The 26,170-nt window shown below is 74.1% G+C and carries 21 protein-coding genes and 1 pseudogene; 15 read left to right on the top strand and 7 right to left on the bottom strand.

Features of this window, described 5'->3' with window-relative positions; translation table 11 throughout:
• Nucleotides 1-23: 23 nt before the first annotated feature.
• Entirely contained in the window at nucleotides 24-548 is a 525-nt protein-coding gene (locus ABZ464_RS19885; protein ID WP_359278664.1) for an N-acetyltransferase family protein, read from the bottom strand.
• On the opposite strand from ABZ464_RS19885, the gene ABZ464_RS19880 reads away from it, so the two are divergent.
• The 3 genes from ABZ464_RS19880 to ABZ464_RS19870 are packed head-to-tail and all read left to right on the top strand — an operon-like array spanning nucleotide 547 to nucleotide 3,017.
• Nucleotides 547-1,206 carry an XRE family transcriptional regulator gene (locus ABZ464_RS19880; protein WP_359278661.1) on the top strand — a complete coding sequence of 220 codons (660 nt, stop codon included), beginning with the start codon at nucleotides 547-549 and terminating at the stop codon, nucleotides 1,204-1,206. The genes ABZ464_RS19885 and ABZ464_RS19880 overlap by 2 nt on opposite strands.
• Complete coding sequence (locus tag ABZ464_RS19875; protein WP_359278658.1) at nucleotides 1,203-2,435, top strand: MFS transporter; 1,233 nt, start codon at nucleotides 1,203-1,205, stop codon at nucleotides 2,433-2,435. Before ABZ464_RS19880 ends, ABZ464_RS19875 begins: the two co-directional genes overlap by 4 nt.
• A gap of 9 nt (nucleotides 2,436-2,444) precedes the next feature.
• Nucleotides 2,445-3,017, top strand: coding sequence for a 3'-5' exonuclease (locus ABZ464_RS19870; protein WP_359278655.1), 573 nt, complete (start codon nucleotides 2,445-2,447; stop codon nucleotides 3,015-3,017).
• Between the two features lie 159 nt (nucleotides 3,018-3,176).
• Here ABZ464_RS19870 and ABZ464_RS19865 read toward each other — a convergent pair whose 3' ends face one another.
• Nucleotides 3,177-3,812: a TetR/AcrR family transcriptional regulator gene (locus ABZ464_RS19865; protein WP_359278652.1), complete on the bottom strand. Its 636-nt coding sequence runs from the start codon at nucleotides 3,810-3,812 to the stop codon at nucleotides 3,177-3,179.
• A gap of 90 nt (nucleotides 3,813-3,902) precedes the next feature.
• Between ABZ464_RS19865 and ABZ464_RS19860 the strand changes: the two genes are divergently transcribed.
• Nucleotides 3,903-5,339 (top strand): amidase, encoded by a 1,437-nt coding sequence (locus tag ABZ464_RS19860; RefSeq protein WP_359278651.1) that lies wholly within the window; start codon nucleotides 3,903-3,905, stop codon nucleotides 5,337-5,339.
• 117 nt (nucleotides 5,340-5,456) lie between these two features.
• On the opposite strand, the gene ABZ464_RS19855 is transcribed toward ABZ464_RS19860, so the two are convergent.
• The 3 genes from ABZ464_RS19855 to ABZ464_RS19845 all read right to left on the bottom strand — a co-directional run bounded on the left by ABZ464_RS19855 (nucleotide 5,457) and on the right by ABZ464_RS19845 (nucleotide 8,142).
• Nucleotides 5,457-6,401 (bottom strand): TIGR03619 family F420-dependent LLM class oxidoreductase, encoded by a 945-nt coding sequence (locus ABZ464_RS19855; RefSeq protein ID WP_359278648.1) that lies wholly within the window; start codon nucleotides 6,399-6,401, stop codon nucleotides 5,457-5,459.
• A gap of 118 nt (nucleotides 6,402-6,519) precedes the next feature.
• Complete coding sequence (locus ABZ464_RS19850) at nucleotides 6,520-7,179, bottom strand: 1,4-alpha-glucan branching protein (protein WP_359278645.1); 660 nt, start codon at nucleotides 7,177-7,179, stop codon at nucleotides 6,520-6,522.
• A gap of 36 nt (nucleotides 7,180-7,215) precedes the next feature.
• The gene (locus ABZ464_RS19845; RefSeq protein WP_359278642.1) at nucleotides 7,216-8,142 is read right to left on the bottom strand and encodes an EamA family transporter; all 927 of its coding nucleotides are present in this window, start codon (nucleotides 8,140-8,142) and stop codon (nucleotides 7,216-7,218) included.
• 21 nt (nucleotides 8,143-8,163) lie between these two features.
• Here ABZ464_RS19845 and ABZ464_RS19840 point away from each other — a divergent pair, with 21 nt between their 5' ends.
• The 3 genes from ABZ464_RS19840 (at nucleotide 8,164) to ABZ464_RS19830 (ending at nucleotide 11,301) form a co-directional block, all read left to right on the top strand.
• The gene (locus ABZ464_RS19840; RefSeq protein ID WP_359278639.1) at nucleotides 8,164-9,768 is read left to right on the top strand and encodes a PLP-dependent aminotransferase family protein; all 1,605 of its coding nucleotides are present in this window, start codon (nucleotides 8,164-8,166) and stop codon (nucleotides 9,766-9,768) included.
• 38 nt (nucleotides 9,769-9,806) lie between these two features.
• Nucleotides 9,807-10,772 carry a D-2-hydroxyacid dehydrogenase family protein gene (locus tag ABZ464_RS19835; RefSeq protein ID WP_359278636.1) on the top strand — a complete coding sequence of 322 codons (966 nt, stop codon included), beginning with the start codon at nucleotides 9,807-9,809 and terminating at the stop codon, nucleotides 10,770-10,772.
• 112 nt (nucleotides 10,773-10,884) lie between these two features.
• A complete protein-coding gene (locus ABZ464_RS19830) occupies nucleotides 10,885-11,301 on the top strand; it encodes an NAD(P)H-binding protein (protein WP_359278633.1) in 417 nt (138 codons plus the stop codon).
• Between the two features lie 291 nt (nucleotides 11,302-11,592).
• Here the strand turns inward: ABZ464_RS19830 and ABZ464_RS19825 are convergent, their stop codons facing one another.
• A complete protein-coding gene (locus tag ABZ464_RS19825) occupies nucleotides 11,593-12,810 on the bottom strand; it encodes a GNAT family N-acetyltransferase (RefSeq protein WP_359278630.1) in 1,218 nt (405 codons plus the stop codon).
• 176 nt (nucleotides 12,811-12,986) lie between these two features.
• Nucleotides 12,987-14,147: pseudogene (locus ABZ464_RS19820) on the bottom strand (MFS transporter); the annotation flags it as partial.
• 204 nt (nucleotides 14,148-14,351) lie between these two features.
• Here ABZ464_RS19820 and ABZ464_RS19815 point away from each other — a divergent pair.
• The 8 genes from ABZ464_RS19815 (at nucleotide 14,352) to ABZ464_RS19780 (ending at nucleotide 26,162) form a co-directional block, all read left to right on the top strand.
• On the top strand, nucleotides 14,352-15,614 hold the full coding sequence (locus ABZ464_RS19815; RefSeq protein WP_359278627.1) for a tryptophan 2,3-dioxygenase: 1,263 nt from the start codon (nucleotides 14,352-14,354) through the stop codon (nucleotides 15,612-15,614).
• A 48-nt stretch (nucleotides 15,615-15,662) separates the two neighbouring features.
• The gene (locus tag ABZ464_RS19810; protein ID WP_359278624.1) at nucleotides 15,663-16,715 is read left to right on the top strand and encodes a hypothetical protein; all 1,053 of its coding nucleotides are present in this window, start codon (nucleotides 15,663-15,665) and stop codon (nucleotides 16,713-16,715) included.
• Between the two features lie 63 nt (nucleotides 16,716-16,778).
• Nucleotides 16,779-17,033 carry a phosphopantetheine-binding protein gene (locus tag ABZ464_RS19805; RefSeq protein ID WP_359278621.1) on the top strand — a complete coding sequence of 85 codons (255 nt, stop codon included), beginning with the start codon at nucleotides 16,779-16,781 and terminating at the stop codon, nucleotides 17,031-17,033.
• Complete coding sequence (locus ABZ464_RS19800) at nucleotides 17,030-21,511, top strand: amino acid adenylation domain-containing protein (RefSeq protein ID WP_359278618.1); 4,482 nt, start codon at nucleotides 17,030-17,032, stop codon at nucleotides 21,509-21,511. Before ABZ464_RS19805 ends, ABZ464_RS19800 begins: the two co-directional genes overlap by 4 nt.
• A 6-nt stretch (nucleotides 21,512-21,517) precedes the next feature.
• Entirely contained in the window at nucleotides 21,518-23,056 is a 1,539-nt protein-coding gene (locus tag ABZ464_RS19795) for a hypothetical protein (RefSeq protein ID WP_359278616.1), read from the top strand.
• A complete protein-coding gene (locus ABZ464_RS19790) occupies nucleotides 23,053-24,117 on the top strand; it encodes a methyltransferase (protein ID WP_359278613.1) in 1,065 nt (354 codons plus the stop codon). Before ABZ464_RS19795 ends, ABZ464_RS19790 begins: the two co-directional genes overlap by 4 nt.
• Nucleotides 24,114-25,424 carry an MFS transporter gene (locus ABZ464_RS19785; protein ID WP_359278610.1) on the top strand — a complete coding sequence of 437 codons (1,311 nt, stop codon included), beginning with the start codon at nucleotides 24,114-24,116 and terminating at the stop codon, nucleotides 25,422-25,424. Before ABZ464_RS19790 ends, ABZ464_RS19785 begins: the two co-directional genes overlap by 4 nt.
• Nucleotides 25,425-25,436: 12 nt before the next feature.
• Nucleotides 25,437-26,162 carry a GNAT family protein gene (locus tag ABZ464_RS19780; protein WP_359278608.1) on the top strand — a complete coding sequence of 242 codons (726 nt, stop codon included), beginning with the start codon at nucleotides 25,437-25,439 and terminating at the stop codon, nucleotides 26,160-26,162.
• Nucleotides 26,163-26,170: the final 8 nt, after the last annotated feature.

Here is a 26,170-nt window from a genome sequence, read left to right as displayed (position 1 = left end):
GGCCGGGGCCCGACAGCTGACCGTCAGCGGCTCAGCGGCAGCCGCATGATCGTCAGGTCGAGCCGGCGGCCGAACTTGGCGCCGGCCTCCCGCACGGTTCCGACGTGCTGGAAGCCGAACCGCTCGTGCAGCCGGACGGACGCGGCGTTCTCCGCCTCGATGTCGGCGATCATGACGTGATGGCCGGCCTCGCGCGCCGCGGTGACGAGTGTGTCGAGCAGCGCCGAGCCGATGCCGAGCCCCTGCCGGCCCTCGCGGACGTAGATCGAGTCCTCGACGGTGTCGCGAAACCCGTCGAGCTCCCGCCACGGACCGTAGACGGCGAACCCGGCGACCTCGCCCTCCACCTCGGCCACGAACGCCGACGCGTGCTCCAGATGGGCGGCAAGCCAGGCGGCTCCCTCTGCGGGGGACTGCGGGGTCTCCGTCCACAGCGCCGTCGACTGCTCGATCGCGTGGTTGCGGATCGCGCGGACCGCTTCCGCGTCGGCCGGCCGTGCGCGCCGTACGGTCACCGTCGGCGCGCTTCTCTCGTATATTGGATTCATGTCCAACATAGTAGATCCCCTGGTGCGGCAGATCGCCACCCGAGTCCGTACCGAACGCGAACGCCGCCGCTGGACCCTGGCCCGGCTCGCCGACGCCTCCGGTGTCTCCCAGGCCATGATCAGCAGGATCGAGCGCGGCGAGAGCAGCCCCACCGCCGTCGTCCTCGGCAAGCTGTCGGCCGCGTTCCAGCTCAGCGTCGCCTCCCTGCTCGCCCTCGCCGAAGCAGAAGGAGCCGAAGCCGAAGCCGAAGGGGAAGGGGAAGGAGAAGCCGGAGCCGGAGCCGTGCAGGAAGGCACAGGGGAGAGGGCGGGGCAGGCGACCGGTGTGCGCCGGGCGGCCGAGGTGCCCGAGTGGCGGGATCCCGGGACCGGCTACCGGCGCCGCCAGATCACCGGCCCGCACTTCCCCGCCGAGGTCGCCGAGATCCGTCTGCCCGCCGGCGCCCATGTGCCGTACCCGGCCGCGGCCTTCGCCTTCGTCCGGCAGATCGTGTGGGTCCTCGACGGACATCTGACCTTCCACGACGGCGACACCGTGCATGAACTCGACGCCGGCGACACCATCGAACTCGGCGAGCCCAGCGAGCGCGCCTTCGCCAACACCACCGACACCGAGTGCCGCTACGCCGTCGTCCTCACCCGCGGCACCCGGCCATGACCCGCCCGCTTCCCCGCGGCGGCACGCTCCTCCTCGCCACCATCGCCGGTACGGCCCTCGCGAACAACTACGCCGTCCAGCCCGCCCTCTCCACGGTCGCCGCAGACCTCCGCGTCCCCGCCTCCGTGATCGGCCTCGTCCCGACGGCCGCGCTCGCCGGCTGCATGACCGGCTTCGCCCTCCTGCTGCCGCTCGCCGACCGCCTCGCCCCCCACCGCCTGGTGGCCGCCCAGCTCATGACGCTGGCCGCCGCCCTCGCCGTCGCCGCCGCCGCGTCCGGCCCGGCCGTGCTGCTGACCGCCTATCTGGTCATCGGGGCGGCCGCCAGTGTCGCGGCCCAGGTCGGCAGCATCGCCGGCCGGCACGCCCCGCCCGGCCGTCGCGCGACCGGCGTCGCCACGGTGGCCGCCGGCATGTCGGCGGGCATCCTGCTCAGCCGGCTGGCCGGCGGTACCCTCACCGACCTCCTCGGCTGGCGGCGCATGCTCCTCGTCTTCGCCGCGCTCGCCCTGCTCTGCGCGCTCGCCGCCGCCACGCTCCTGCCCCGGGAGCGCCCGCACTCCCCGCACGGCTACCGCGCCACCCTCGCCGCGCTTCCCCCGCTGCTGCGCGAATTCCCCCCACTGCGACGCGCGGTACTCGTCGGCGGACTCTGGTACTTCGCCTTCAACCTCATCTGGGTCGCCCTCGCGCTCGCCCTGGCCGCACCGCCGTACTCCCTGGATCCGACCGCCATCGGCCTGTACGGCCTCACCGGACTCCTCGGCCTCGCCGCCCTCCCTCTCACCGGACGCCTCGCCGACCGCCACGGCCCCGCGACCATGATCGGCATCGCCCTGCCGGCCGCGGCCGTCGGCACCGCCGTCCTGGCCGCGGGCCTGGACACCCCGCCGGCCGTCGCCCTCGGCCTCGCCCTCTTCGACGCCGGCTGCTTCGCCGCCCAGGCCGCCAACACCAGCCGCGTCATCGCCCTCGATCCCCACCGCTCCGGCAGCCTCTCCAGCGTCTACCTGGTGCTGTACTTCACGACCGGCGCCCTCGGCACGGCCCTCGCCGCGCCGCTGCTCGAAACCCTCGGCTGGCGGGGCACGGCCCTCACCGCCGGTACGGCCCTGTTGCTCGCCGCGCTGCTCGACCGCACCGGCCGGGGCCGTCCCGACGCGGCGGAAAGCGGGGCCGCCCGCGAGCCGGAAACAATACGGATGCCGAACGGTCCCGCCCCCTCGTAGCCTCGCGCCATGAGCCTCCTGAACGTCATCGATGTCGAAGCCACCTGCTGGGACGGGCAACCCCCGCCGGGCTCGGTGAACGAGATCATCGAGATCGGCCTCACGGTCGTCGATCTGCGGGCCCGGCGCCGGGTGTCCCGGCATGGCATCCTGGTCCGCCCCACCCGGTCGACCGTCAGTCCCTTCTGCACGGAACTGACCGGTCTCACCCAGGCGGACGTGGAGCGCGGCATGACCTTCGCCGAGGCGTGCCGGCTCCTCGTCGACGAGCACGGAGCGGCGGAACGGCCCTGGGCGAGCTGGGGCGACTACGACCGGCGCCAGTTCGCCCGCCAGAGCCAGGCGGACCGGGTGGCCTACCCCTTCGGATATCCGGTCGAGCGCGGCCACACCAACGCCAAGGCCGTCTTCACCACCGCCCGCGGCCTGCGCAGAAAGCCCGGTATGAGCCAGGCCCTGCAGATCGCCGGACTGCCCCTCGAAGGACGCCATCACCGCGGCGAGGACGACGCCTGGAACATCGCGGCACTCGTGCTGGACCTACTGGACCGCGACGCCTGGCCGGCCGCGGCGGGCGGCTGACGCCAGTTGCGTCGACCGCCCGCGGTCACTCGCGTCGTTCGTCGTGCCGGATGGCGTCCACCAGGTGCGGGACGGGCCTGATCGCTGCGGTGTCGCTTGGCCGCGCGGGAGGTGAAGTCGTGGAAGACCGGTTCGTGTCCCGCGTGAGCGACCTGAGTGTCAGACGGCCTTTCGGGGGCGGGTGGTGCCGAGGCGTTCCCAGAGGGCGACCAGATGCGCGTGCAGGGCTTCCTCGGCTTCCTCTGCGGTCAAGTGGCCTATGAGCACATGCGTGGTGAGGCCGTCGGCGAGGGCGAGCAGTGCGCGAGCCTCCTGCCGCGGGTCGGGTGGCGTGGCGCCTTCGCCGGCCGAGCCGCTCCCGGTGGCCTCCGTGATGAGGCGGACGAGGAGGTTCTGGAGGGCCGCGTAGCTGGTTCTCAGTGGGCCGGCGAGTGGCTCGCTGACCGCGGCCTGAGCGACGAACGCGAGCCAGATCCGTGCGTCGGTGCGGTGTTCTTCGCGGAGCAGGGCGATTTCGTCGGTCACGTGGCCCAGGGCGGTGGCGGCCGACGGGGCCGGGCCCTCGGCCAGACGGGTCCTCACGCGTTCGGTGATGCGGTCGCCGACGTGGTCGACGGCGAAGAGGAGCATCTCCCCCTTGTTGCGGAAGCAGCGCTGAACGGCGCCCAGTGAGACCTGCGCGCGGGCGGCGACGTCGCGCATGCTCACTCCCTCCGGTCCGTGTTCCTCGGCAAGGAGGCAGACGGCCTCGGCGATCCGCCGGCGTCGGCTTTCGTAGTCCACCTGTTTGGGCATGCTCGGTCAGCCTCCTTATTCCAATACGATCGTATCGCTTCCGGGCTATGGTTCGGGCACAAGCACTTCGGCATGCGGACAGGAAGCCCGATGAAGAACGCCCTGTGGGTAATGACGGCCGCCGCCCAGGCGGAGGCGGTTCGAGGCGGAGAGATATCGGCGGTCGACCTGGTCGACAGCCACCTGGAACGCATCGCCGAGGTCAATCCACAGGTCCACGCGGTCACGCAACTGCTGGCTGAGCGAGCCCGCGAGGCCGCGGCATACACGGACCGTCGGCGAGCAGCGGGCGAAGAACTCGGGCCGCTGGCCGGCGTGCCCTTCACGGTGAAGGAGACCACCGCTGTCGAAGGGGTGCCGACCACACTGGGATCGGCACGCTTCCGCGACCTGGTGGCCCCGGCCGACGCACCCCCGGTGGCCCGGCTCCGCGCGGCGGGAGCCATACCGATCGGCCACAGCAACATGCCCACCTTGGTCCTGGCCGGGATGCACACCCGCAGCGAGTTGTTCGGCGACACCGTCAACCCGTGGAACCGGACCCGGACCCCGGGCGGCAGCAGTGGCGGTGACGGAGTGGCCGTCGCCACCGGCATGGCCGCGCTCGGACTCGGCAACGACTCCGGCGGATCCGTACGGATCCCGGCCTCGTTCTGCGGCGTGACGGGGCTGAAGCCGACCACCGGGCGGTTCCCCGCCGACCACCGCGTCCTCGGCCCGGACGACCCGGGACCAGCCTCACAGATGCTGGTCACCGACGGGCCCCTGGCCCGTACGGTCGCCGACCTGCGGCTGGCGTTCGAGGCGTTGGCCGGGACCGACCCGAGGGACCCGCGGGCCGTGCCGGTGCCCCTCTACGGCGAACCGCTGCCCGGACCGGTGAAGGTCGCGGTCGTCGCCGACCCCGGCGGCCACGGCGTTCATCCCACGGTCCGCGCGGCTGTCACGGCCGCAGCCGACGCGCTGCGCGACGCCGGGTACGACGTGCGGGAGATGGCGGATGTTCCGCGGTTGGACGAGGCACTCGAGGCGTACGGCCGGATCACCGTGACCGAATTCGCGCCGACCTGGCCGGTGGTGCGGAAACTGCTCGGCGAAGGCGGAGCCCGCTACATCCGGATGGCCATGGAGAAGACTCCGCCTGCCAACGCCGCAGAACTCACGAAGCTGATGGGGACCTGGCTCGGCATCCGCCGCTCCTGGGCGGAGTTCCTCGACGCGTACCCGCTGCTGCTCGGACCGGTGTTCACCGAGCCGCCCGTCGAGCCGGGCCTGGAGTCACGCGACGAAGCGGGACGGGAACGGGTCGCCGGGAGCATGCGCCTGTGCACGGTGACCAGCTTCGTGGGTGTACCAGCGGTCGCCGTACCTACCGGAGTCAGCGACGGACTGCCGTCCGGCGTACAGATCATCGGGCGCGCGTTCCGGGAAGACCTGTGCCTGGCCGCCGCCCAGGAGATCGAGGACCGCCTCGGCGTACTCGCGCCGATCGACCCTCGCCCGGAAGTCCCGGCTGCCGCGCGATAGGCGGAGCCACGACAGAGAGCCCCTCTCGCCGGTCCAGGACCGTCGAGGCTCCCGCAGTCCGACCTGCTCGGAGATCGGTGAGGGGCGTGGCATGACCCGTCGCGTCACACCGTGCGGCTACGCGGTCCGTGCCTCCACCCGTCGGATGACCTCGCGGCAGAACGCGCCGATGCCGTTCGGGTCGTCGATGAACTGGTTCGGCTTGATGCAGAAGGTCGTGAAGCCCTGCTCCAGTTGCTCGGGGATCGACGCGAGAGCCGCGCCCAGATCCGCCGGTGCGTGGTCGTCGGGGAACACGGCCTGGGTGCCGCCGATCATCTCCAGCTCGGCGATGTCCCGTCCGGCGGTGGCCATCGCCGTTTTCAGTGTCTGCATGTCCTGCGGTGCGGGCCGGCCCAGCGGGTGGAAGCCGTGGCCGTGCCGCACGAGCCGGCGCAGGACCGGCCCGTGCAGGCGCTGACCGCCGAACCACAGCCGGGGACCCTCCGGGCGATACGCCTTGGGCTCGAAGTAGACGTCCCGGAACGCGTAGTGCTCGCCGTCGTACGAGAACGGGGACGGCCCCCACGCCTTCGCCCAGACCTCCAGATGTTCGTCGAGCAACCGCCCCCGCCTGCCGAAGGGCACGCCCAGCGCGTCGTACTCGTCCTTGCTCCAGCTGACCGTGGGCTGCACGAGCAGCCGCCCCTCGCTGAGCAGGTCGAGGGTGCCGAGTTCCCTGGCCATCAGCAGGGGGTGGCGCAGCGGGGCGAGGACGGCGGCGGCGGCAAGGCGCAGCCGCTCGGTGACGGAGGCGATCGAGGCCAGCAGGAGCAGGGAGTTGGGCCAGGGGGTGTACGGGTCCTGGTTGCCCGGGAGGGCGTAGTCGCGGGGGTTGCCCATGATGCCGGCGGCGGCGGCGTCCGGGCCGAGCACGATGTGTTCGCTGACCATGACGGAGTCGAACCCGGCGTCCTCCGCCTCCCGTGCCCACCGCACGGCGGCGGGCAGGTCGGCCCGGCCGCCGGTCAGGGTCCAGTTCTCGCTGAGGACGAGCAGCATGCGGGGCGGGTTGGGCGTCATCGGCGTCCTCGCACTTCCGGGTGTCCCTGGGGGCCGTAGAGGATGGTCGTTTGAGCCCAAACTTATTACCCTGCTCCCGTCCGCCGCAAGGGTGGGCGGTGCCCGCTCCCAGAAGGGGTTACGCCCCGGTGTCCGCGAGCAGGACGGCGAACACGCCCCGGGCCCGGGTGCCGTCCGGGAGCCGCCAGGAGCCGGTGACCTGGCCGATCACTCCCCGGGGAGCGACGAACGGGCCGTCCGGGGCGGGTTCCAGGACCCGGCGCAGACGCACGGTCGTGCCGTCCGGCGAGATGAGCGCGGTGCCCTCCCGGTCGTCCGCCGCGGTGAAGTCCGTGGGGAGGGAGCCCCCACCGGTACGGGAGGCGACGACCTCCCGGTCGGGGGTGTCGCTGGTGTTCTGGTCCTGGGCCTGCGCGACTCCCTCGACGAGGGCCGCCAACCGGTCGACCAGCACGGGGTCGTGGCAGCCGTCGTAAGCCCATCGCCGTCCCAGCACCCCGTGCTCCATGGTGCCGACGAGGGCGTGTTCCGCCCCGTCGAGCGGGGCCCCGCGGTAGGTGAGAGGCAGCAGGTAGGTGGTCGGGTGAGGAGCCGAGGCGTCGGTGACGACCATGAACTCGATCCCGACCTCGCCCTGCGGATCGTCCAGCCGGAAGCCGCCGGCCTTCGTCAACCGCGGTGCGCCCGCGGCCCCTTGATACCAGGGACGGGAGGGCAGCCACGCGGTGAGCAGGTCCAGCTTGGTGGGCTTGAGGTCGGTGCGGTGGATGACGGCCATGCAGAAGGTTCTCTTCCCTCGGGCGGATGCGAACCGTCACACCCTGACATCCGCGCGGCGCCGAGGCAGCGGATTTTCACTCGGCACGATGCCCGCGACCAGGCCGAGGATCAGTACGACGATGCCCAGCCACACCGACGGGCCGGGCGTGCCGCCGCCCGAGACGGTGCCGACGGCCGCCGCGGCGAGCGGTGCGATGCCGGTGAGCAGGCCGGCCCGGCCCGAGCCGACGGCGCGGACCGTCGAGTACCACAGCACGAAGGCGACCGCCGTCACCATCAGCGCGAGATACCCGACGGCCGCCCACTGGGCGCCGGACAACTCCCCGACCGCCGACGGCCCTTCCGCCGCCGCGCCGAGAACGCCCAGCAGTACGGCCGCCAGCCACATCGCGTGCACGGACACGCCCCACGGTGAATGCCGCCGCAGCACCGGTACGGCGAGCAGGGTGAACGCGGCCTCACAGCCCAGGGCCAGCGCCGCCCAGGCCACCCCGACGGCATCGGTGCGCCCCGTTCCCTCCACCAGCACCGCACCCGCCATCACGACGGGCGCCGCCAGCAGCACCTGCCGGCTCGGCCCGCGCCGCTCCAGCACCGGACCCAGCACCCCGAGCACCACCGGGACGCACGCGACCGCGACGGCGATCACCGCGGGCTCGGCATGGGCGACGCCCCGCACCACGGCCACGTTGAACAGCACCAGACCGCTGACCGCGATCCCCGCCAGCCACAGCCACTCCCGCCCCCTCGGCCGGAGCAGACGGGCACCGGCCAGCCGGGCCATGACCAGGAGGATCGCGGTCGCCGCCGTGTACCGGACCGCCTGCGTGGTGAACAGCGGGGCGTCGACGAGGGTGCGCGAGACGGTGACGCTGCTGCCGACCAGCGTCATTCCGACCATGCCGGGAACGAGCCGGGCGAACGAAGGGGACGGCGGGGAAGGTAGGGAAAGTGTGTCCATGCCGATCACGGTGCCCGCACAATGGACGTCATGGGCAGGTCCAAGAAGTCACCGGTGCAGGGGTCCAAACCAGCGGACCCGGCGGACGAGCCCTCGGGCGGCGCGGCCGTCGGCTCGGACTTCCTCCAGCTGGACATCGGCCAGGCGCCGCACGGTGGACGGATCGCCTGGCTCGCCGACCAGCTGCGGTCGGCCGTCGCCGACGGCCGGCTCCCGGTCGGGACCCGGCTGCCCGCCAGCCGGGTGCTCGCGGAGGAGCTGCACGTCACCCGGGGCGTGGTCACCGAGGCCTACCGCCGGCTCGCCGAGTCGGGTCAGATCGCCGGCCGCGGCCGGCTCGGCACGGTGGTCGTGGCGGCCCCCGCCGCGCCCCGCGGCCCCGCCCGGCCCCGGGAACGCCTCCGCGACACCACGGGATCCGGCTCCGTACCCATGCCGCCCGTACCCGGGCCCGTACCCGGACCGACGCCCGGGCCCGCGGTCTTCCGCTCGGGCGACCGCGAGGGCGTCGTCGACGCCCTGCGCGCCACGCCCTGCCGTATCGATCTCTCCCCGGGCGTCCCCGACCTCGCCGCCTTCCCCCGCACCGCCTGGCTGCGCGCCGAGCGAGCCGTCCTCGCGGGCGTCGGCCCGGCCGACTTCGGCTACGGCGACCCCCGGGGCGCCCTCTCCCTGCGCCGGGCGGTCGTCGGCTGGCTGGCCCGCAACCGTGGCATCCGCGCCGACCCCGACGAGGTCGTGGTGGTCGCCGGGGTGGCGCAGGCGCTCGCCCTGCTCGGGCGGCTCCTGCGGGAGGAGGGAATCCGCCGGATCGCCGTCGAGGACCCCGGCTCGCTCGGGGCGCGCCAGCAACTGGAGTACGGCGGCCACCGCGTCGTGCCGATCCCCGTGGACGCGGGCGGCCTCGACGTCGGCGTCCTGCGCGCCGACGGCGCCCGGGCGGTGCTGCTGACTCCGGCGCACCAGTTCCCCACCGGGGTCGTCCTCGACGGGGAACGCCGCCGCGAACTGCTGAGCTGGGCGGCCGACGGCGGGCTGGTGATCGAGGACGACTACGACGCCGAGCACCGCTACGACCGGCCGCCCGTCCCGGCGCTGCGCTCACTGATGCCCGAAGGGGTCTGTTACGCGGGCAGCGTCTCCAAACTGCTCGCGCCCGCGCTCCGCGTCGGCTGGCTGCTCGTCCCGCCGGACCGGCTGGACGCGGTGGTGGCCGCCAAACGGTACGCCGACCTCGGCAACGGCATCCTCACCCAACTCGTCCTCGCCCGGCTGATGGACTCGGGCGACCTGGAACGGCATCTGCGCCATGTCCGGCGTCGCCACCGCCGACGCCGGGACGTGATGCTGCGGGCCGTCGAGGAACACCTGCCCGGCGCCCGGGTGCACGGGGCGGCCGCCGGCCTGCACCTCATGGTCACCTTCGGCGACGACGGCCCCAGCGACGTCGACGTGGCCGCGGCCGCCCTGGAGCGGGGCGTGAAGGCGCACCCCCTGTCCTGGCACCGCATCGGCCCCGGCCCGCCCGGCCTGGTCCTCGGCTACGCGGCGGGCCCCGCCCATGAGATCGAAGAGGGCGTCGCCGTCCTCGGCACGGCCCTGCGCAGCCTGCCGCCCGCCACCTGAACCGCCCTGTCCCCCCGCACACCAGGCAGAATGTCCGCATGACCCTCCGCTGCGCCGTACTCGACGACTATCAGGGCGCCGCCCTCACCCGGGCGGACTGGAGCGTCCTCGACGGCAAGGTCGACGTGCGCGTCCTCCGCGAACACCTCACCGACCGGGACGAACTCGTCGCCCGACTCGCCGACTGCGAGATCGTCGTGGTCATGCGGGAACGCACACCGTTCGACGCCGGCCTCCTGCGGCGCCTGCCCGGGTTGCGCCTGCTGGTGACGACCGGCATGCGCAACGCCTCCATCGACCTCGCCGCGGCGGCCGCCCAGGGCGTGACGGTCTGTGGTACGGCGAGCAGCCCCACGCCGCCCGTCGAACTGACCTGGGCCCTCCTCCTCGGCCTGGCCCGGCACATCACCGCCGAGAACCGGGCGCTGCGCGAGGGCGGGCCCTGGCAGTCCACCGTCGGCCAGGACCTCGCCGGCCGGACCCTGGGCCTGCTCGGTCTCGGCAGGATCGGCACCCGGGTCGCCCGCGTCGCCACCGCCTTCGGCATGGACGTCCTCGCCTGGAGCGAGAACCTCACCGCGGAGCGCGCCGCCGACGCGGGCGCCAGGCTCGCCGACGGCAAGGAGGACCTGCTGCGCCGCAGCGACTTCGTGTCCCTCCACCTCGTCCTGTCCGACCGCACCCGCGGCCTGCTCGGCGAGCCGGAACTGCGCGCCATGCGCCCGCACGCCCACCTGGTCAACACCTCCCGCGCCGGCCTCGTGGACCGTTCGGCGCTGCTGCGCGCCCTGCGCGAGGGCTGGATCGCCGGGGCGGGCCTCGACGTCTTCGAGACCGAGCCGCTCCCCGCCGACGATCCCCTGCGCTCCCTGCCCAACGTGCTCGCCACACCGCACCTCGGCTACGTCAGCGAGCGGAACTACCGCACCTTCTACACGGAGGCGGTGGAGGACATCACCGCCTTCCTAGCCGATGCCCCGGTCCGCCGCCTGACGACCGCCTGACGACCGACTGACGACCGACGGACGACCGGGCTGACGTCCCGCACCGTCACTTCGGCCACGAGCGGCCCGGCGGTGTGCGTGCCGACTTCGACGACCCGGTGTCGCGCGCGCGGTGGCCGGCGTCGACACGGTCTTCCTGGTGACCGTGCCGCCCGTGCCGACCGCGGACCACGACATCGCCCTGGTGACGGTCGCCCGTGCGGCGGGCGTCCGTAAGATCGTCAAGTTGTCCGCGATCGGCAGCGGTGAGCGGTTCGAGGGGGCGACCGTCGGCGCGTGGCACCTCGCCGCGGAGGAGGCGATCGAGGCCAGTGGGCTCCGGTGGACGATGCTCCGCCCGCCGAGTTTCGCCTCGAACCTCCTCCATCACCGGGCGCTGATCCAGGCCGGGGCGTCCGTCCCGAACCTGACCGGCGACTCCCGGCAGGCCGTCGTCGACCCGAGGGACGTGGCCGAGGTCGCCGTCGCCGCCCTGACCGGCGACGCGCACGACGGGCAGCGGACGAGCCGACGGGGCCTCAACTGCTGACGTTCATGGACCAGGCGGCGATTTTGGAGCGGGTGCTGCAACGGCCCGTCGGGATCGCCGAGGTGGGCCTCGACGGGGTGCCGCCCGAGGTGAGCACGGGGATCGGCTGGGCGCGGGCCGGCGGTGCGGCGTACGTCACCGACCATGTGCCGCGCGTGCTCGGCCGGCCGGCGGGCACGTTCGAGCAGTGGGCGCACGATCACCGGGAGTCCTTCGCGCGGCCAGGCCCTGACCCGCCGCCGACGTCTCCCGGGCGGCGGGGTGACGGCGGCAGCGGCGGCGAGTGCGCGGTCAGAACCAGTGCAGGCAGTGCGGCGGGCGTTCGGCGCGGAAGAGGGCGTCGGCGAGGGCGGCCGCGTCCGGGTGGTGGGCCCGGATGTGTCCGGCGCGGACGAGTGTGCTCGGGGCGGTGCCGCCGAGATAGATCGAGCCCAGGTCGCGCAGGTCCAGGGACAGGTCGGGCTCCCGGTCCGTGGGGACGCAGTCGGCCTTGCCGTCCCGGACGGTCAGCAGGTGGCGGCCGTGCTCGCCGAGGAACGGGTCGTCGACGTCGAGGACGAGCTCGCCGTCGGTGAACCAGCCGCGCGCGGTCAGCGCACGGGGCACGTCCAGCAGCCGCACCCAGAGCCAGTCGGTGTCGCCGCTCACCTGCCCGGCGCGGAAGTCCACGAGCTGCCAGCGCAGCGGGTGCCCGGGCGGGACGTGCTGGAACACGACCTGACCGACCAGGTCGTGGTCGAGCGCGAACCGGGCCAGGGCCGTGAAGACCGCGTCGTCGGCGGCGATCATCTCGTCGACCGTCAGGGTGTCGGACTCACCGAGCGCATAACTGGCGTATCCGTCCGGGACCCCGTCGGCGTCGCGGTGGACGGCCACATAGCGGGGCGCCGGAGAGACCGGGGGCTGTCCCGCGCCCAGGTCCCACCAGCGGTGCGGCCGGGACAGCGCGCCGGGCTGCGCGCGGCGGTAGCGGTCGTAGACCTCTTCCAGGATCCCGCCGCACTCGGCCCGCCGCAGCACCTCGATCGTGCCGGCGTCCGGGCCGGCCGCGCCGCGTGCCCGGGAGAGGGTGAGGGCACCCTGGTGGCGCGGTACCGTCAGCCGCTGCGTATAGGTCGCCGGTCCGTAGCCGAACCTGCCGTAGATCGGGGCCTGGGAGGCCAGCAGCACGGAGAGGAACTCCCCTCGGGCCCGCAGTTCGGCGAGCTGATACCGCATCATCGCCGTGAGCACCCCCCGGCGTCGGTGCGAGGGCAGGACCCCGACGAAGCTCACCCCGCCGACCGGGACCAGGACCTCACCGGGCAGGGTGAGTTCGAAGGAGTGCGCACCGGCGGTCCCGACGGGCCGCCCGTCCGCCGCCACCGCGAGCAGACCGCGCTCGATCTCGAGCGCCGACCACCAGACACCACGGCCGTCGTCCGGTGTTTCCGGGAAGCGTCCGAACGCGGCGTGGAGCGTGTCGACGAAGACACCGAGGTCGTCCTCGGTCGTGGAACGGATCTCCATCACTGCCGCTGCCTCCCGGTGACATCCGCACCACACCTCGTGGTGCGCCGCCACCATGCAGCGTCACCCCACAACCAGGTCAAGCGAATTACGCCCGGCCGGGGACGTGACACAGGCGCTGAGCCCCGGGTGCTCAGCCCTCCACGGAGGGGGCCGAGCCCGGCAGGGGGGGGCGGCCCGATCAGGGCCGTCACCACCAGCGGGGTGGTACCGCCGAAGAGGGAGACGGAGACGTTGAAGCCGAGGGACAGCTATCCGTGGCGGACCTTCGTCGGGAACAGCGCCGGCAGCGCGGACGGCGTCGCCGCCGTGAAACAGACCGGCAGGAGACCCAGCGCGCCCACGCCCAGCGCGATCGCGAGCAGACTGCCCTGGCGGATCAGCAGCAGGGCGGGGACGGAGAGCAGGAGGAAGCCCGCACAGCCCGCGGCGATCACCGGCCGCCGGCCCACCCGGTCGGTCAGGGCGCCCGCGAAGGGCGGGACGATCGTCATCAGGGTCATCACACCGAGGACGACGAGCAGGCCGTGCGTCTCGTCGTACGCGAGCTCACTGGTTGGACAGCTCGGCATGTACGACAGCAGCATGTAGTCGGTGACGTTGAAGACCAGCACGAGGCCGACGCACAGCAGCAGCGCCCGCCACTGACCCGTGATCATCCGGCGCAGCGGCCCCTTCGGGCGCCCGGCCTCGGCCTTCTCGATCTCGGCCGCGAACGCCGGGGTCTCCTCCAGACGCATCCGCAGACGGAGGCGGTGGACAGCAGGGCGGTCATCACCGTGACCAGGCCGGCGCCGCCGATGTACCCGCCGAGCGTGCCGAACTCCGCCGCCGAGGAAGCCGCGCCGCTTGTCGGGCGCGTACTCGGCGATGAAGGTGGAGGCGCCCGCGTACTCGCCGCCGGTCGAGAAGCCCTGCACCAGCCGGGCGGCCGGCAGGAGCAGCGGAGCTCCGACGCCGATCGAGGCGTACGACGGGATGAGTCCGATGGCGAAGGTGCCCGCCGCCATCATGATCATGGTGAGTGCCGGCACCTTCCGGCGGCCGCCCCGGTCGCCGAGCGGCCCGAACACCATGCCGCCGAGCGGGCGGACCAGGAAGGCCGCGACGAAGGCGCCGAACGTGGAGAGGAGTTGGGTCGTCGCGTTCCGGGACGGGAAAAAGACCTTGCCCAGAGTGACCGCGATATAGCTGTAGACGCCGAAGTCGACCCATTCCATCGCATTGCCCGGCGCGGCGGCCTTGACGGCGCGTTTCACGAGTGCGGGGTCGGTGACGGTGACGTTCTTCGGAGCGGTCGGGTGAGCCGATACTGCAGGTAAACGGCGTCCTGGCAGGCCGGACACCCCTTTCCGGGAGCCTCGCGGGAATGTGTCACGCGAACCCGGAACCGCATCTGCGTGACCGAGGCGGCGTGACCGGATTTCGGTGACTTTAAGCCCCGTGGCGGGAGGCGGAGGATCTCGTCCAGAAAGACTCGTCCCGAGTAAAGGACACCTCTCCATGGGCTCTCGAAATTCCCGCTCTTTCCGGAAACAGGCATGACGTCCGCACCCCCCGCGGCAGACGTCGTCGAGGAACTGCGCGCCTGGGCGGTGAACGCGACCCCCGCGGAGTTCCCCTACGCCCCGCTTCTCGGGCACCTGCGGTCGGTCGGCAAGCACTTCCTCGACGCCGGACTCCTCGGCCTGCTGGACCGGATACGCGGTGCGCTCCCCGCGTCCGAGGGCCCCGACGGACCCTCTTTCCTGCACCGGTTCCTCGACGTCGTCCTCGACAAGCACGACGACCGCTACCACTACGCCAGTTACACCGCCCTCTCCCTCCTGACCCGGCCCGCCCCGGCCGACCGGCGAGCGGCGCTGCGCGCCCGCGACGAAGTGGTGCTGCTTCTGCTCGCCGACCTCTTACGCTTCGGGCGACGGTCGCAGACGGACACCCCGGACGCGCCGCTCGGTATGCCCCCCTCGCCCGAACTGGTCGCCAAGCGCGCCCGGTTGGCCGTACGGGTGATGGAACCCGCCGCCCTGCGCACGCTGCCGCCCGGGGGAGCCCTGGACCCCGCGGCCGTCGCCGCGGTCCCGGGCCGTACGCCCGCCGGCCCGCTGGCGGCCGAGATCCTGCGCACCGCCGGCCCGCAGGAGACCCTGGCGCTGGCGGGCAGTGTGCAGCCGGTGTACGTCCTCCACGACGAATACCTGTTCCTGCGCACCCTGCAGTCGTTCGAGACGACGTTCACCTTCATGTCGTCCGCCCTGGCCACGGCGGTACGGCGGCTCGACGGCGACCGGCCCCGGGAGGCCGCCGACCTCGTCGGCGCCGTCGCCGACATCCTCAAGGAATCCCTGCCGCTGTTCTCGCTGCTGGCGACCATGCGGCCGGAGGCCTTCCAGACCTTCCGGACGTTCACCGAGGGCGCCAGCGCCATCCAGTCCGCCGGCTACAAGACCTTCGAGTCCCTGTGCTCCACGCCCAGCCGCGCACGACTCGCCTCCGCCGCCTACACCTCCGTGCCGCAGGTCCACGCGGGGGTGACCGAAGGGCAGGCCACCGTCCAGGACACCTGGCACGGTCTCATCGCCGCACACCGGCTGGACCCCGCGGACGACGCGGCGCTCCGGGCGGCGGCCGACCGGCTCGAATCGGTGCACCAGCGGTGGAAGCAGACCCACTACCGCCTGGCCGTACGGATGATCGGCGAACGCTCCGGCACCGGATACACGCAGGGCGTGCCCTACCTCGCGGCGGTCCTCGACAACCGGCTGTTCCCGGCCCGGGACCGGCACGGCGCCCTCGTCGGCTGAGCCGGCCCCCCCACGCCCACGCACACCCGCCTGGAGGCGTTCCCCGCGATGAGCAGACGAGCACAGCCCGGCAGGCCCGGAACGGCCCGCCGGACCATGAACCCCGCAGAGAGCAACCGCCTCTTCGTGTACGAGTACGACCGCGGCAGCAACTACGAGGAGGACACCCGGCTCACCACCGCGCTGTCGGCGCTGCTGCCGGAGGACGAACTGGTCGACCCGGACCAGCGGCTGTTCCAGACGGTCCACCTGATCACCGAGTACGCGTGGTGCGAGATGCACTACGAGATGCGCCGTGCGGCCCGCGGGCTCGCCGAACGCGACTACCTCCTCGCCGCCCAGCTGCTGGAACGCGCGGCCGCGACGGGGGATGTCGCGGTCCGGGCCGTGTGCGTGCTGCTGGACTTCCTGCCGCAGGAGAGCCTGCTGCGGATGCGCGAGACCTTCCCGGAGAACACCACCGGTCTGGACTCGCCCGGCGCCCGCAACCTGCGCCGTGCGGCCGCCGCGCTGTGGCAGGAGACGGAGGCCGCCCTCGCCCGCGAGGGGATCGGCATGCGCGCGCTCGTCACGGCGCAGGGCCGCGCCGCATCCCCGGCCCGCGAGGACCGGGCCCCCGACCTGGCCCTCGTACGGCAGGCGCTGCTCAGGCTCGACGGGGCGGTCGCCGCGTGGAAGCACCACCATCTGCGGCTGGTCTGGTCCCAGCTCGGCGGCCACCCCGAGACCGCTCCGGCGAGCGGGTCGCCCACCGCTCCGGCGACCGACCCCTCCGCCGAGCGGTCCGTCGACCCGTCTGCCGAGCGGTCCGTCGACCCGTCTGCCGAGCCGTCCGTCGACCTGTGCACCGGCCCCTCCGCCGATCCGTCTGTCGACCTCTCCGCCGACCTCTCCGCGGACCTGTGCACCGGCCCGTTCGATGGCCCGTCCGATCGCCCGTCCGCCGGCCGGGACGTGCGCGACGACCTGCCCAAGAGTCTGCGCGGCCAGTCCACGGCGGGTGTGCGGGCCATGGCCGAACGGAGCCTCTTCCCGCGGCTGTGGGACTCCGTGGACGACACCTACCGGGCGTTGGTGCCCGACGAGCAGACACCCGCCTGAGCGGACGAGCGCCGACCCCGCACGGGACGCGGCCGAGACGACGAACGGAAGGACACGACTGCCGTGACGGCGACCGAATCCGAGACACGCGGCACCGGTGAGCTCACCGCACTGGTGCGCAAGGCCTGGTCCGACGCGCTCGGGCACGACGAATTCACCGACGAGGACCACTTCTTCCAGGTCGGCGGCCACTCCCTGGGCGCCCTGCACGTGGTCAGGGACCTCGGCGAGGCGCTGGGCCGGAGGATCCCGGTGCGGACCCTCTTCCGCAACCCCACGGTGTGCGGGCTGGCGCAGACACTGGCGGCCGACGCGTGAGCGGCCTCGCCGCGGGGCTGCCGGTCTCGGCCGCCCAGACGGAGATCTGGCTCGCGGACCGCAGCGAGCCGGAATCGGGCCGCTACAACGTGCCGCTGGCCCTGGAGTTCCTCGGTGACCTCGACGTCCCGGCCCTGCGCTCGGCCCTGGCCGGCCTGCTCGTCCGTCGGCCCGCGCTGGCCGGTCGCTTCGACACCGACGACGGGGAACTCCGGTTCCGCCCGGAGCCGACGGCGCCGCTTCCCCTGGGCGTCGTACGGCGGTCCGGCTCGTGCCGCTCCGAAGCGGCCCTTGAGGAGGCGGTCCGGGCGGCGCAGCGCCCCCTGGACCCGAGCGGCGCGCCGCTGCTGCGTGCCGAGGCGCTGCTCCACGACGACGGCGCCCTGGTCGTCCTGACGGCGCATCACATCGTCGCCGACGGGCGCACGTTGGACGTCATCGCGGCCGACGTGCTCGACGCCTACCGCGCCCATGCCGACGGCTCCGCAGCCGCCGCCGTACGGCCGTCGCGGCCGGCCACCGCCCACGGCACCGAAGGAGCCGCGGAGGCCACCGAGCACACACCGCCGCCCGCCCACTGGCGGGACCTGCTCGCCGACGACCCCGTCACCCTCGGCCCGCTGCCCGACCTCGTCCGTGCCGAGCAGCGGCTGCGGGGCACGGCCGGCTGGGTCAAGCGCACCTTGTCCCCGGAGCGCCTCACCGCCGTACGGGAGGTCGCCGTCCGCCACTCCGTGTCCCCCGCGGTCGTGCTGCTGGCGGCCTGGAGTCTGCTGCTGCACGCCTGGTCCGGCGAGGGCGACGGGGTCCTGGGCATGCCCTTCGCGGGCCGCGACGAGCCGGGCACCGAGGACGCGGTCGGGCTGTTCACCCGCGTGCTCCCGGTCCGCAGCCGCATGGCCGCCGACGACGAGTTCGGCGCGTACGCACGGCAGTTGGGCGAACAGGTCCTGGACTCCATGGAGGCGCTCGCCACCGACGGACCCCCGACCCCGGCGACGGCTCCGCCGTACCGGGCGGTGTTCCTGCACCAGCCGTACACCGGCGGCGCCCGGGAGGTGCCCGGTGCCACCGTGCGCGTGGTGCACCTGGACACCGCGTCGGCCAAGTACGACCTCGCCCTGGCCGCCCTGGAGCACACCGACCGGCTGGAGCTGCGGATCGACTACGACACCGGCCTGTACACCGAGAGCTCCGCCGCGTTGATGGCCCGCCAGCTCGACGCGCTGCTGTCGGCCGCCGAGCGCCCGGAGGTCCGCTGCGGAGAACTGCTCGCCGCGCTGGCCGAAGCACCGGAACACGACGTTCCGGCCCCGGACGCCGGGGACGCCCACGACGCCGCCCCGCGCACCGGTGTGCCCGAACTCGTCCTGCGGGAGGCCCGCCGCGCGCCCGACTCCGTCGCCGTCGTGCACGGGGAGCACACCCTCACCTACCGCGCCCTGACCGAGGACGCGGCCCGCGTCGCGCACTGGCTCCGGGCCGAAGCGGGCGTCCGTGACGGTGACCTGGTCGCGCTGCTGCTGCGGCCCGGCGCCCACACGGTCACCGCGATGCTGGCCGTCGCCATGGCCGGGGCCGCCTATCTGCCGCTCGACCCCGACCACCCCGACGCCCGGCTGCGGCTGGTCCTGGACGACGCCCGCCCCCGGCTGCTCATCGCCGAGACCACCGACTCGGGAGGGGCGCCGGACGGTCTGCCCGTCCACACCCCGCAGGACATCGCCCGCGCGGCCGCCGCGCTGCCCGGCACGCCGCCCGACGTCGACATCCGGCCCGGGAGCGTGTTCAACGTCCTCTACACCTCGGGCTCCACCGGTCGCCCCAAGGGCGTCCTGCTCCACCACGGCGGCGTGGTGCGCCTGATGCACCGGCCCGACTTCCTGCCGCTCGGACCCGACGACACCGTCTCCCACCTCTCCCCGCTCAACTTCGACGGCGCGACCTACGAGATCTGGGGCGCCCTCACGCACGGCGCCCGGCTGGCCGTCCTCGACAAGGAACTCGTCCTCGACCCGCCCGCCCTGCGCACGGCCGTCCGTGCGCTGGGCGTGACGACCCTGCTGGTCACCACCCCGCTGCTGAACCGCCTCGTCGAGGACGCGCCCGACCTCCTCCAGACACTGCGGCGGGTGTACTTCGGCGGCGAGCTGGTCTCCGTCCCGCATCTGCGCAAGGCGCTGCGCTGGGCCCGCCCCGGCACCCTGCTGCACAGCTACGGCCCCACCGAGAACTCCTTCACCTCCACCTGGTACCCCGTCGAGGAGGTGCCCGAGGCCGCCCGCACCCTGTCCATCGGCGCCCCGGTCCCCGGCACCCGCGCCCACGTCGTCTTCGAGGACAGCCTCGTCCCGGCACCGCCGTACATGCCGGGCGAACTCGTCCTCGGCGGCGACGGCGTGGCCCTCGGCTACCTCGGCGACCCCGCCCGTACCGCCGAGCGGTTCTGGGCGGACCCGTTCGGCGGCGAGCCGGGCGGCAGGCTCTACCGCACCGGCGACCGGGTGCGGTGGACCGCCGACGGCCGGCTGGAGTTCATCGGACGCGCCGACAACCAGATCAAGATCAGGAGTCAGCGGGTCGAACTGGGCGAGGTCGAGTCCACCCTGCGCGCCCACCCGGACGTCACCGCGGGCTTCGTCACCAGCCGCCGCAACGAGCGGGACGAGAAGGAGATCGTCGGCTACGCGGTGCTCGCCCGCCTCGGCGACCGGCCCGAGGTCCTACGACACCTGCGGGCGAGCCTGCCGTCGTACGCCGTCCCCTCCCACCTGGTCGTCCTCGACGCGCTCCCGCTCACCCCCAATGGCAAGATCGACCGCCGGCGCCTGCCCGAGCCCCACGACACCCCGGCGCCGGCCCGGCCCGGGACCCGCGCCGCCACCGGCCCCGCCGGCGCCCCCGCCCCGGGGTCCGGCGACCCGGTCCACGACGCCTGGCGGGAGGTGCTGGGCGAGCGGGACTTCGGCCCCGACGACAACTTCTTCGACGTCGGCGGGCACTCGCTCCTCCTGGTCCGGCTCCAGGCGGCCCTGCGCCGCGCCACCGGCACCGCGCCCTCCATCGCCGATCTGCTGCGCCACACCACCGTCCGGTCGCAGACCCGGCTGCTCGGTGGCGACGAGAGCCACGCACCGCGCCCGGCCGCCGCCCGCTTCACGGGCTTCGCCGGGTCCATCGGGTCGCCCGGGCGGGCCCGGGCGGCGCGGCCGGCGCGGTCGGACGAGGACGCCGTCGCCGTCATCGGCATGGGCGCGCGCTTCGCCGGCGCCGCCGACCTGCCCGCCTTCTGGGACAACCTGCGCACCGGACGGGACTGCTTCACCGAGGGGCCCGGACCGCTGATCACCGAACTGCCCGGCGGGCAGCGGCGGGTGGCGCGCTGGGGCATGGCCGCCGAGGGCCCACGCTACGACGCCGACCTCCTCGGCTTCGGCGAGGACGACCTGCGCCACGGCGACCCCCAGCAGGGCGTGCTGCACGAGGTGCTGTGGTCGGCCGTGGAGGACGCCTCCCTGCGGCTGTCCGACATCGCCTCCCGCACCAGCCTCTACGCCGGCTGCCCCAAGGTCCTCGACACCGACCCCGAGGCCCGGGTGGACGACGTCGTCAACGCCGACCCCACCTTCGTCGCCTCCCGCTTCGCCTATCTGCACGACCTGTGGGGCGAGGCCCTGCTGCTCGACACCGCCTGCTCCACCGGCCTGTACGCGGTCCACCTCGCCTGCCGCAGCCTGCTCACCGGCAGCAGCGACTACGCCCTCGCCGGCGCGGTCTCCCTCGACCCGGCCTCCGACGGCAGCTACCGCTACCGGCCGGGTTTCCTCTACGCCGACGACGGCATGTGCCGGCCCTTCGACCGGCGCGCCTCCGGAACCGTGGGCGGGTTCGGCGCCGGAGCGGTGCTGCTGCGCCGCCTCGCCGACGCCGAACGCGACGGGGACCCGGTGTACGCGGTGATCCGGGGGAGCGCGGTCAACAACGACGGCAAGGCACGTATCGGCTACTCGGCGCCCGGGGTCGACGGCCAGTCGCGCGTCATCCGCGACGCCCTGGCGGCGGCCGGGGTCGGCGGCGCCGACATCGGTTTCGTCGAGGCGCACGGCACCGGGACCCGGCTGGGCGACGCCATCGAGATCACGGCCCTGGCCGACGCGCTCGGGCGGACCGGCCCGCAGGTCGCCGTCGGATCGGTCAAGGCCTCGATCGGGCACTGCAACACCGCCGCCGGCATCGCCGGACTCATCAAGGCCGTGCTCGCCGTCCACCACGGGCATCTGCCCGCCACCCCCAACGTCGCCGAGCCCATCGACGAACTCGCCCCGGGCAGTCGGCTGTCCCTGCTGAGCGAGGGCCGCGCCTGGACCGGGCGGCCCGACCGGCCGCGCACGGCCGGCGTCAGCTCCTTCGGTGTGGGCGGCACCAATGCCCACGTGGTGGTGCAGCAGCACCGGGCCCCGCAGCCGGAAAGGGTGTGACCCACGGTGAACCGACCCCTGACCCCGACGGATCGTGTGCTGGCCGTGTCGGCCCGGGACCCCGGGTCCCTGGCCGAGACGCGCCGCCGGCTGGCCGCATGGCTGGAGAACACCCCGGACGCCGACCTCGACGACGTGGCCCTGACCCTCGGGACCGGCCGTGAGCGCTTCCCCTGCCGGGACGCCGTCACCGCCGGCTCCGCCGCCGAGGCCGTCGCCGCCCTCCTCGCGGACGCCGGCGCCGCCACGGCCCCCTCACCCGCGCGGGCACCGGGCGACGGGCCCGTCCTGCTGCTCGACGGCACGCCGCTCACCACGGCACCCGTGGACCTGCCCGAGGTGGCCGACGCCCTGCGGATCGCCCGGCTGCACGCCGACTGCGCCGCCGCCCGTACCGTCGCCGTCGGCTACGGCCTGGTGGCCTGGCTGCGGGCCCGCGGCGTGACCCCGCGTGCTGTGCGCGGCACGGGCCCCGGCGCCCTCGCCGCCGCCGCGGCACGCGGCGACCTCCCCCTGACCGACGCCCTCCGCGCCGCCGCTACGGCCCCCGACGACGAACTCCCCGACGAACTCCCCGAGGAGCACCCCGACACACCCGTCATCCGAATCGGCACCCCCCAAAACCCGTCCACCCCCACCCCCACCCCGGAGGCCGTGCCGGCCCAAGTCCCGGCCGAGGCGCCCACCCAAGTCCCGGCCGCCGTGCCCGCCGCCGCCCCGGCCCACACGCCTGTCCTCGACCCGGCAGCCGTGCCCGACGCGCTCGCCCTCGCTCAAGAGGGCGCGCCCGCTCAAGTCCTGGCCGAGGCGCCCGCCCAAGTCCCGGCCGCCATGCCCGCCCCCACCCCCGTCGACCCCCTCCTTCTCGACCCGGCCGACCCCGCGTCCCCCGCGCGGCTGGTTGCCGAGTTGTGGCGGCAGGGGTATGACGTCGACACCTCGCTCGGGCGGTCCGGGCGCCGGGTCAGGCTGCCCGGGTATCCGTTCCGGCGACGGGAAACCGGTGGACCCGCTCCGGACGACGTGTCCGCGGCGCGTCCTCTCACGCCGTACGAACAGCGCTGGCTGTTCTACGACCTCGTCCGGCACGGCTCCTCCGGTGACCACAACGCGGCCGTCGCGGCCGTCGTCCCCGGACCGCCCCCCGCGCCGGACGCCGTGAGCGTCGCCTTCGCCGAACTCCAGCGCCGGCACCCCGCCCTGCGCACCGTCTTCGGCGAGCCGGGCGGGCGCTGGCGGGCTCGCACCCTGCCCACCCCGGGGGCCCGGCCGGTCCGGCTCGCCCCCGACCCGGACGGTGGGCCGGAAGCCCTGCGGGTGGCGGTGCTGGACGAGGCACGACAGCCGCTGCCGCTGCGCGACACGCCCCTGGTGCGCTGCTGCCTGCGCGCCGGACCCGCCCACTGGGCGCTGGCGCTGGCCGTCTACGAACCGCTCACCGCCACCCTCGACCTCCGGCGGCTGCTCGACGAACTCCTCGGCCTGGCCGGCGCCGACGCCTCGCCGCGCCCCCCATTCGCCCGACACGGAACGGAATCACGATGACGCTCCTGCACACCCCGCCGCACGCGCTGCCCGCCGACTGGTACGGCGCCGCGCCCGCGCCGATCGGCGTCGACCAGGCCTTCAACGGCTATGTCGCCGCCACCGTCGTGCACACCCTCGACCGGCTCGGCGTCTGGGACCGGCTGGCCGCCGAACCCCGCCTGGACATCGCCGACTTCGTGCGCTCGGCCGGTCCGGCCGTCCGTGACCGCGTCGTCCGCGAGGTGCTGCGCGCCGCGGCCGTCTGCGGCTGGCTGCGGCTGGAGGACGGCGGCGACACGGCCGTCCTCACCGACGCCGGACGCGAGACGCTCCGGATGCGCGGCTACTTCACCTGGGCCGTCGGCGGATACAGCGACCTCTTCTCCGGCGCCGCCCGACTGGCCACCGGCGAGGCCACCTTCGGCGAGACCCTGCTGCGCGACGAGGCGATGGTCGCCCTCGGCTCCGGCCAGAACGACCGCTCCTTCATGGCCACCACCCTCGACGAGGTCCTCGACGGCATCGACTTCCACACCCTCGCCGACCTCGGCAGCGGCATCTCCGCCCGGGTCAGCCGCGTCGTCGGCGCCCGCCCCGGCACCCGCGGCCTCGGCCTGGACATCAGCGGCCCCGCCACCGAACTCGGCCACCGCACCATCGCCGAGGCCGGCCTGGAGGACCGGGTCCGCGCGATCCGCGCCGACGTCCTCGACGTGTGCCACCGCGAGGCCCACCACGACGCCATCGCCGAGGTGGACACCGTGATGAGCTTCTTCCTGCTGCACGACCTGCTCGCCGCCCCCACCACCCGCCCCCACCTGTTCACCCGGCTGCGCGAGGCATTCCCCGCCGCCAGGACCTTCGTCCTCGCCGACACCATGCTCCGCCCCGACGCCGAGGGCGCCGCCACCCTGCCGGTGTTCTCCCTCGGCTACGAACTCGCCCACGCCCTCATGGGCGTACCGCTGCACACCAAGGAGACGTACGAGGACCTGTTCGCGGCCGCCGGTCTGCACCCGCTCCGCACGGTCGCGTTCGGCACCCCGCACTCGTGGCTGTACGTCCTGGAGGCGCGGTGAGCGCCAACCCCCTCGCGGTCCTGCGGGAGTTCTCCCCGCGCACCCGGGCCGTGCTGGCCGTCAACGCGGTCAACTCCTTCGGCGGCGGCCTGGTCCTGCCGTTCCTCTGGATCTACCTGGACCAGGTGAGGGGCCTCGCGTCCTGGATCCCCGCCGCCACCCTCGCCGTGCAGGCCGCCACCTCCGTCGTCGGCGGCCTCGCCTGGGGCGCGGTCCTGGACCGCCTCGCGCCCCGGACGGTCGTCGCCCTGGTGATGTGCGTCGCGGGCCTCGGCACCGGCCTGTACGCCGTCGCCACCTCGGCGCCGACCGCGCTCACCGCCGCCGTGGTGTACGGGCTCGGCATCAGCGGGGTGGGCACGGTACTGCGCTTTCTGTACGCCGGCGCCGCCACGGCCCGGGAGCGCGGGCTCGCCTTCTCGGCCGACTACGCGGTGTTCAACGCGATGACCGGGCTCGGCGTTCTCGTGGGCGGCCTGGTCGCCGCCTCGGGACCGGGGTCCCGCGCGGCCCGCTTCGCGGCGCTCTACGTCGCCGACGGCCTCACCTTCCTGGCCGCCGGGGCCGCCCTCTTCCTGCTGCTCCCGCGCATCGAGCGCGGCGGCGACCGCACGACGGCGGCGGAGGGTCCGGTCGGCTACCGCGAGGTGCTGGGACAACGGGCTCTCACGGTGCTGCTGGGCACGGTCGCGCTGTGCTCGCTGGTGTCGTACGGGCAGCTCAGGTCGGGGCTGCCCGGCTACCTCACGGCCGGTGGCGCGGTCGGCCCGGAGGGACTGTCCGGCACCTTCGCCGTGAACATCGTCGTCGCCGTGCTCACCCAGGTCCTCCTCGGCGAGCGGATCCAGCGGGTGCGCCGCAGCACCGTGCTGTCCCTCACCGGCGTCCTGTGGGCGGCGGCCTGGGCCCTCGTCCTGGTCGCGGGCCGCCAGCACGGCACCCCCGCGACCGTCACGGCCATGGCCGGGGTGCTGCTGCTGTCGGTGGGGGAGGCCCTGGTGTTCCCCGTGGTCACCGGGCTGCTCAACGACCTCGCCGCCGAACGCGCCCGGGGCCGGGTCAACGCCATGCTGTCCGTCGCCGTCTCCACCGGCTCGGTGGCCGGCCCCCTCCTCGCCGGAGCCACGCTCCCCTTGGCCGACGGGCTCCCGCTGGTCGTCGCCCTCATCGCGGTCTGCGCCGCCGTCGCCCTCGTGGGACCGGCACTGCGCCGCACCCTGCCGGCCGACGCCGACCTGCCCGACCCGGCACCGGAAACCGACGCGTCCGAGACCGCCGCCCCCGTCACCGCCGCCAGCGGCTCCTAGGAGGAACCCGTGATGCAGCACTGGCCGCTCAGCGGCATCACCGTGCGCACCCCGCTCGTCGAACTGCGCTGGCCCACCCCGCAGGACCTCGACGCGCTCGCCGCCCTGGGCGCCGAGGGCGTCCACGCCCCCGGGTTCATGCCCTTCTTCTCCCAATGGACCGACGGCGACCCGGCCACCGTCGCCCGCCGGGTCCTCCAGCGCCACTGGAAGGCCATGGCCGACTGGAGCCCCGAGGACTGGACGCTCTACCTGGTCGTCGTGCACGACGGCGAGGTGGTCGGCTCCCAGTCCCTGGGCGCCCGCGACTTCACGGTGACCCGCGAGGTGCTCCTGACCTCCTGGCTGGGCCTGCGTCACCAGGGCCTCGGCCTCGGCGGCCACGCCCGCGCCGCCGTGCTCGAACTGGCCTTCGCCGGACTGGGGGCGCAGGACGCGTTCTCCGTCGTACGGCGGGGGAACACCGCCTCGCAGGCCGTCTGCCGCAAGTTCGGCTTCACCCACGACGGCACCCAGATCAACGCCGTACGCGGACAGCGCGCCGTCAGCGACCGCTACCGGCTGCGCCGCGCCGACTGGGAGGCGGCCCGTGCCATCCCCGCGGAGCTCGGCGAACTGGAGCCGGCCCTCGGCATGTTCGGCGCCGGTCCCGGGGCGCACACACCCGCGGCGACCGCACTGGCCGCCACCCTCTCCGGCGTGCGGTACGCGCCCGAGCCCGACCACGCCGACGTCTGAGGAAACCG

Origin of the sequence: Streptomyces sp. NPDC005820 (genome assembly GCF_040630255.1) — a bacterium.
GTDB lineage: Bacteria > Actinomycetota > Actinomycetes > Streptomycetales > Streptomycetaceae > Streptomyces.
The sequence above is the reverse complement of the archived record's forward strand: the minus strand, read 5'-3'. Positions and strand labels throughout refer to the sequence as shown.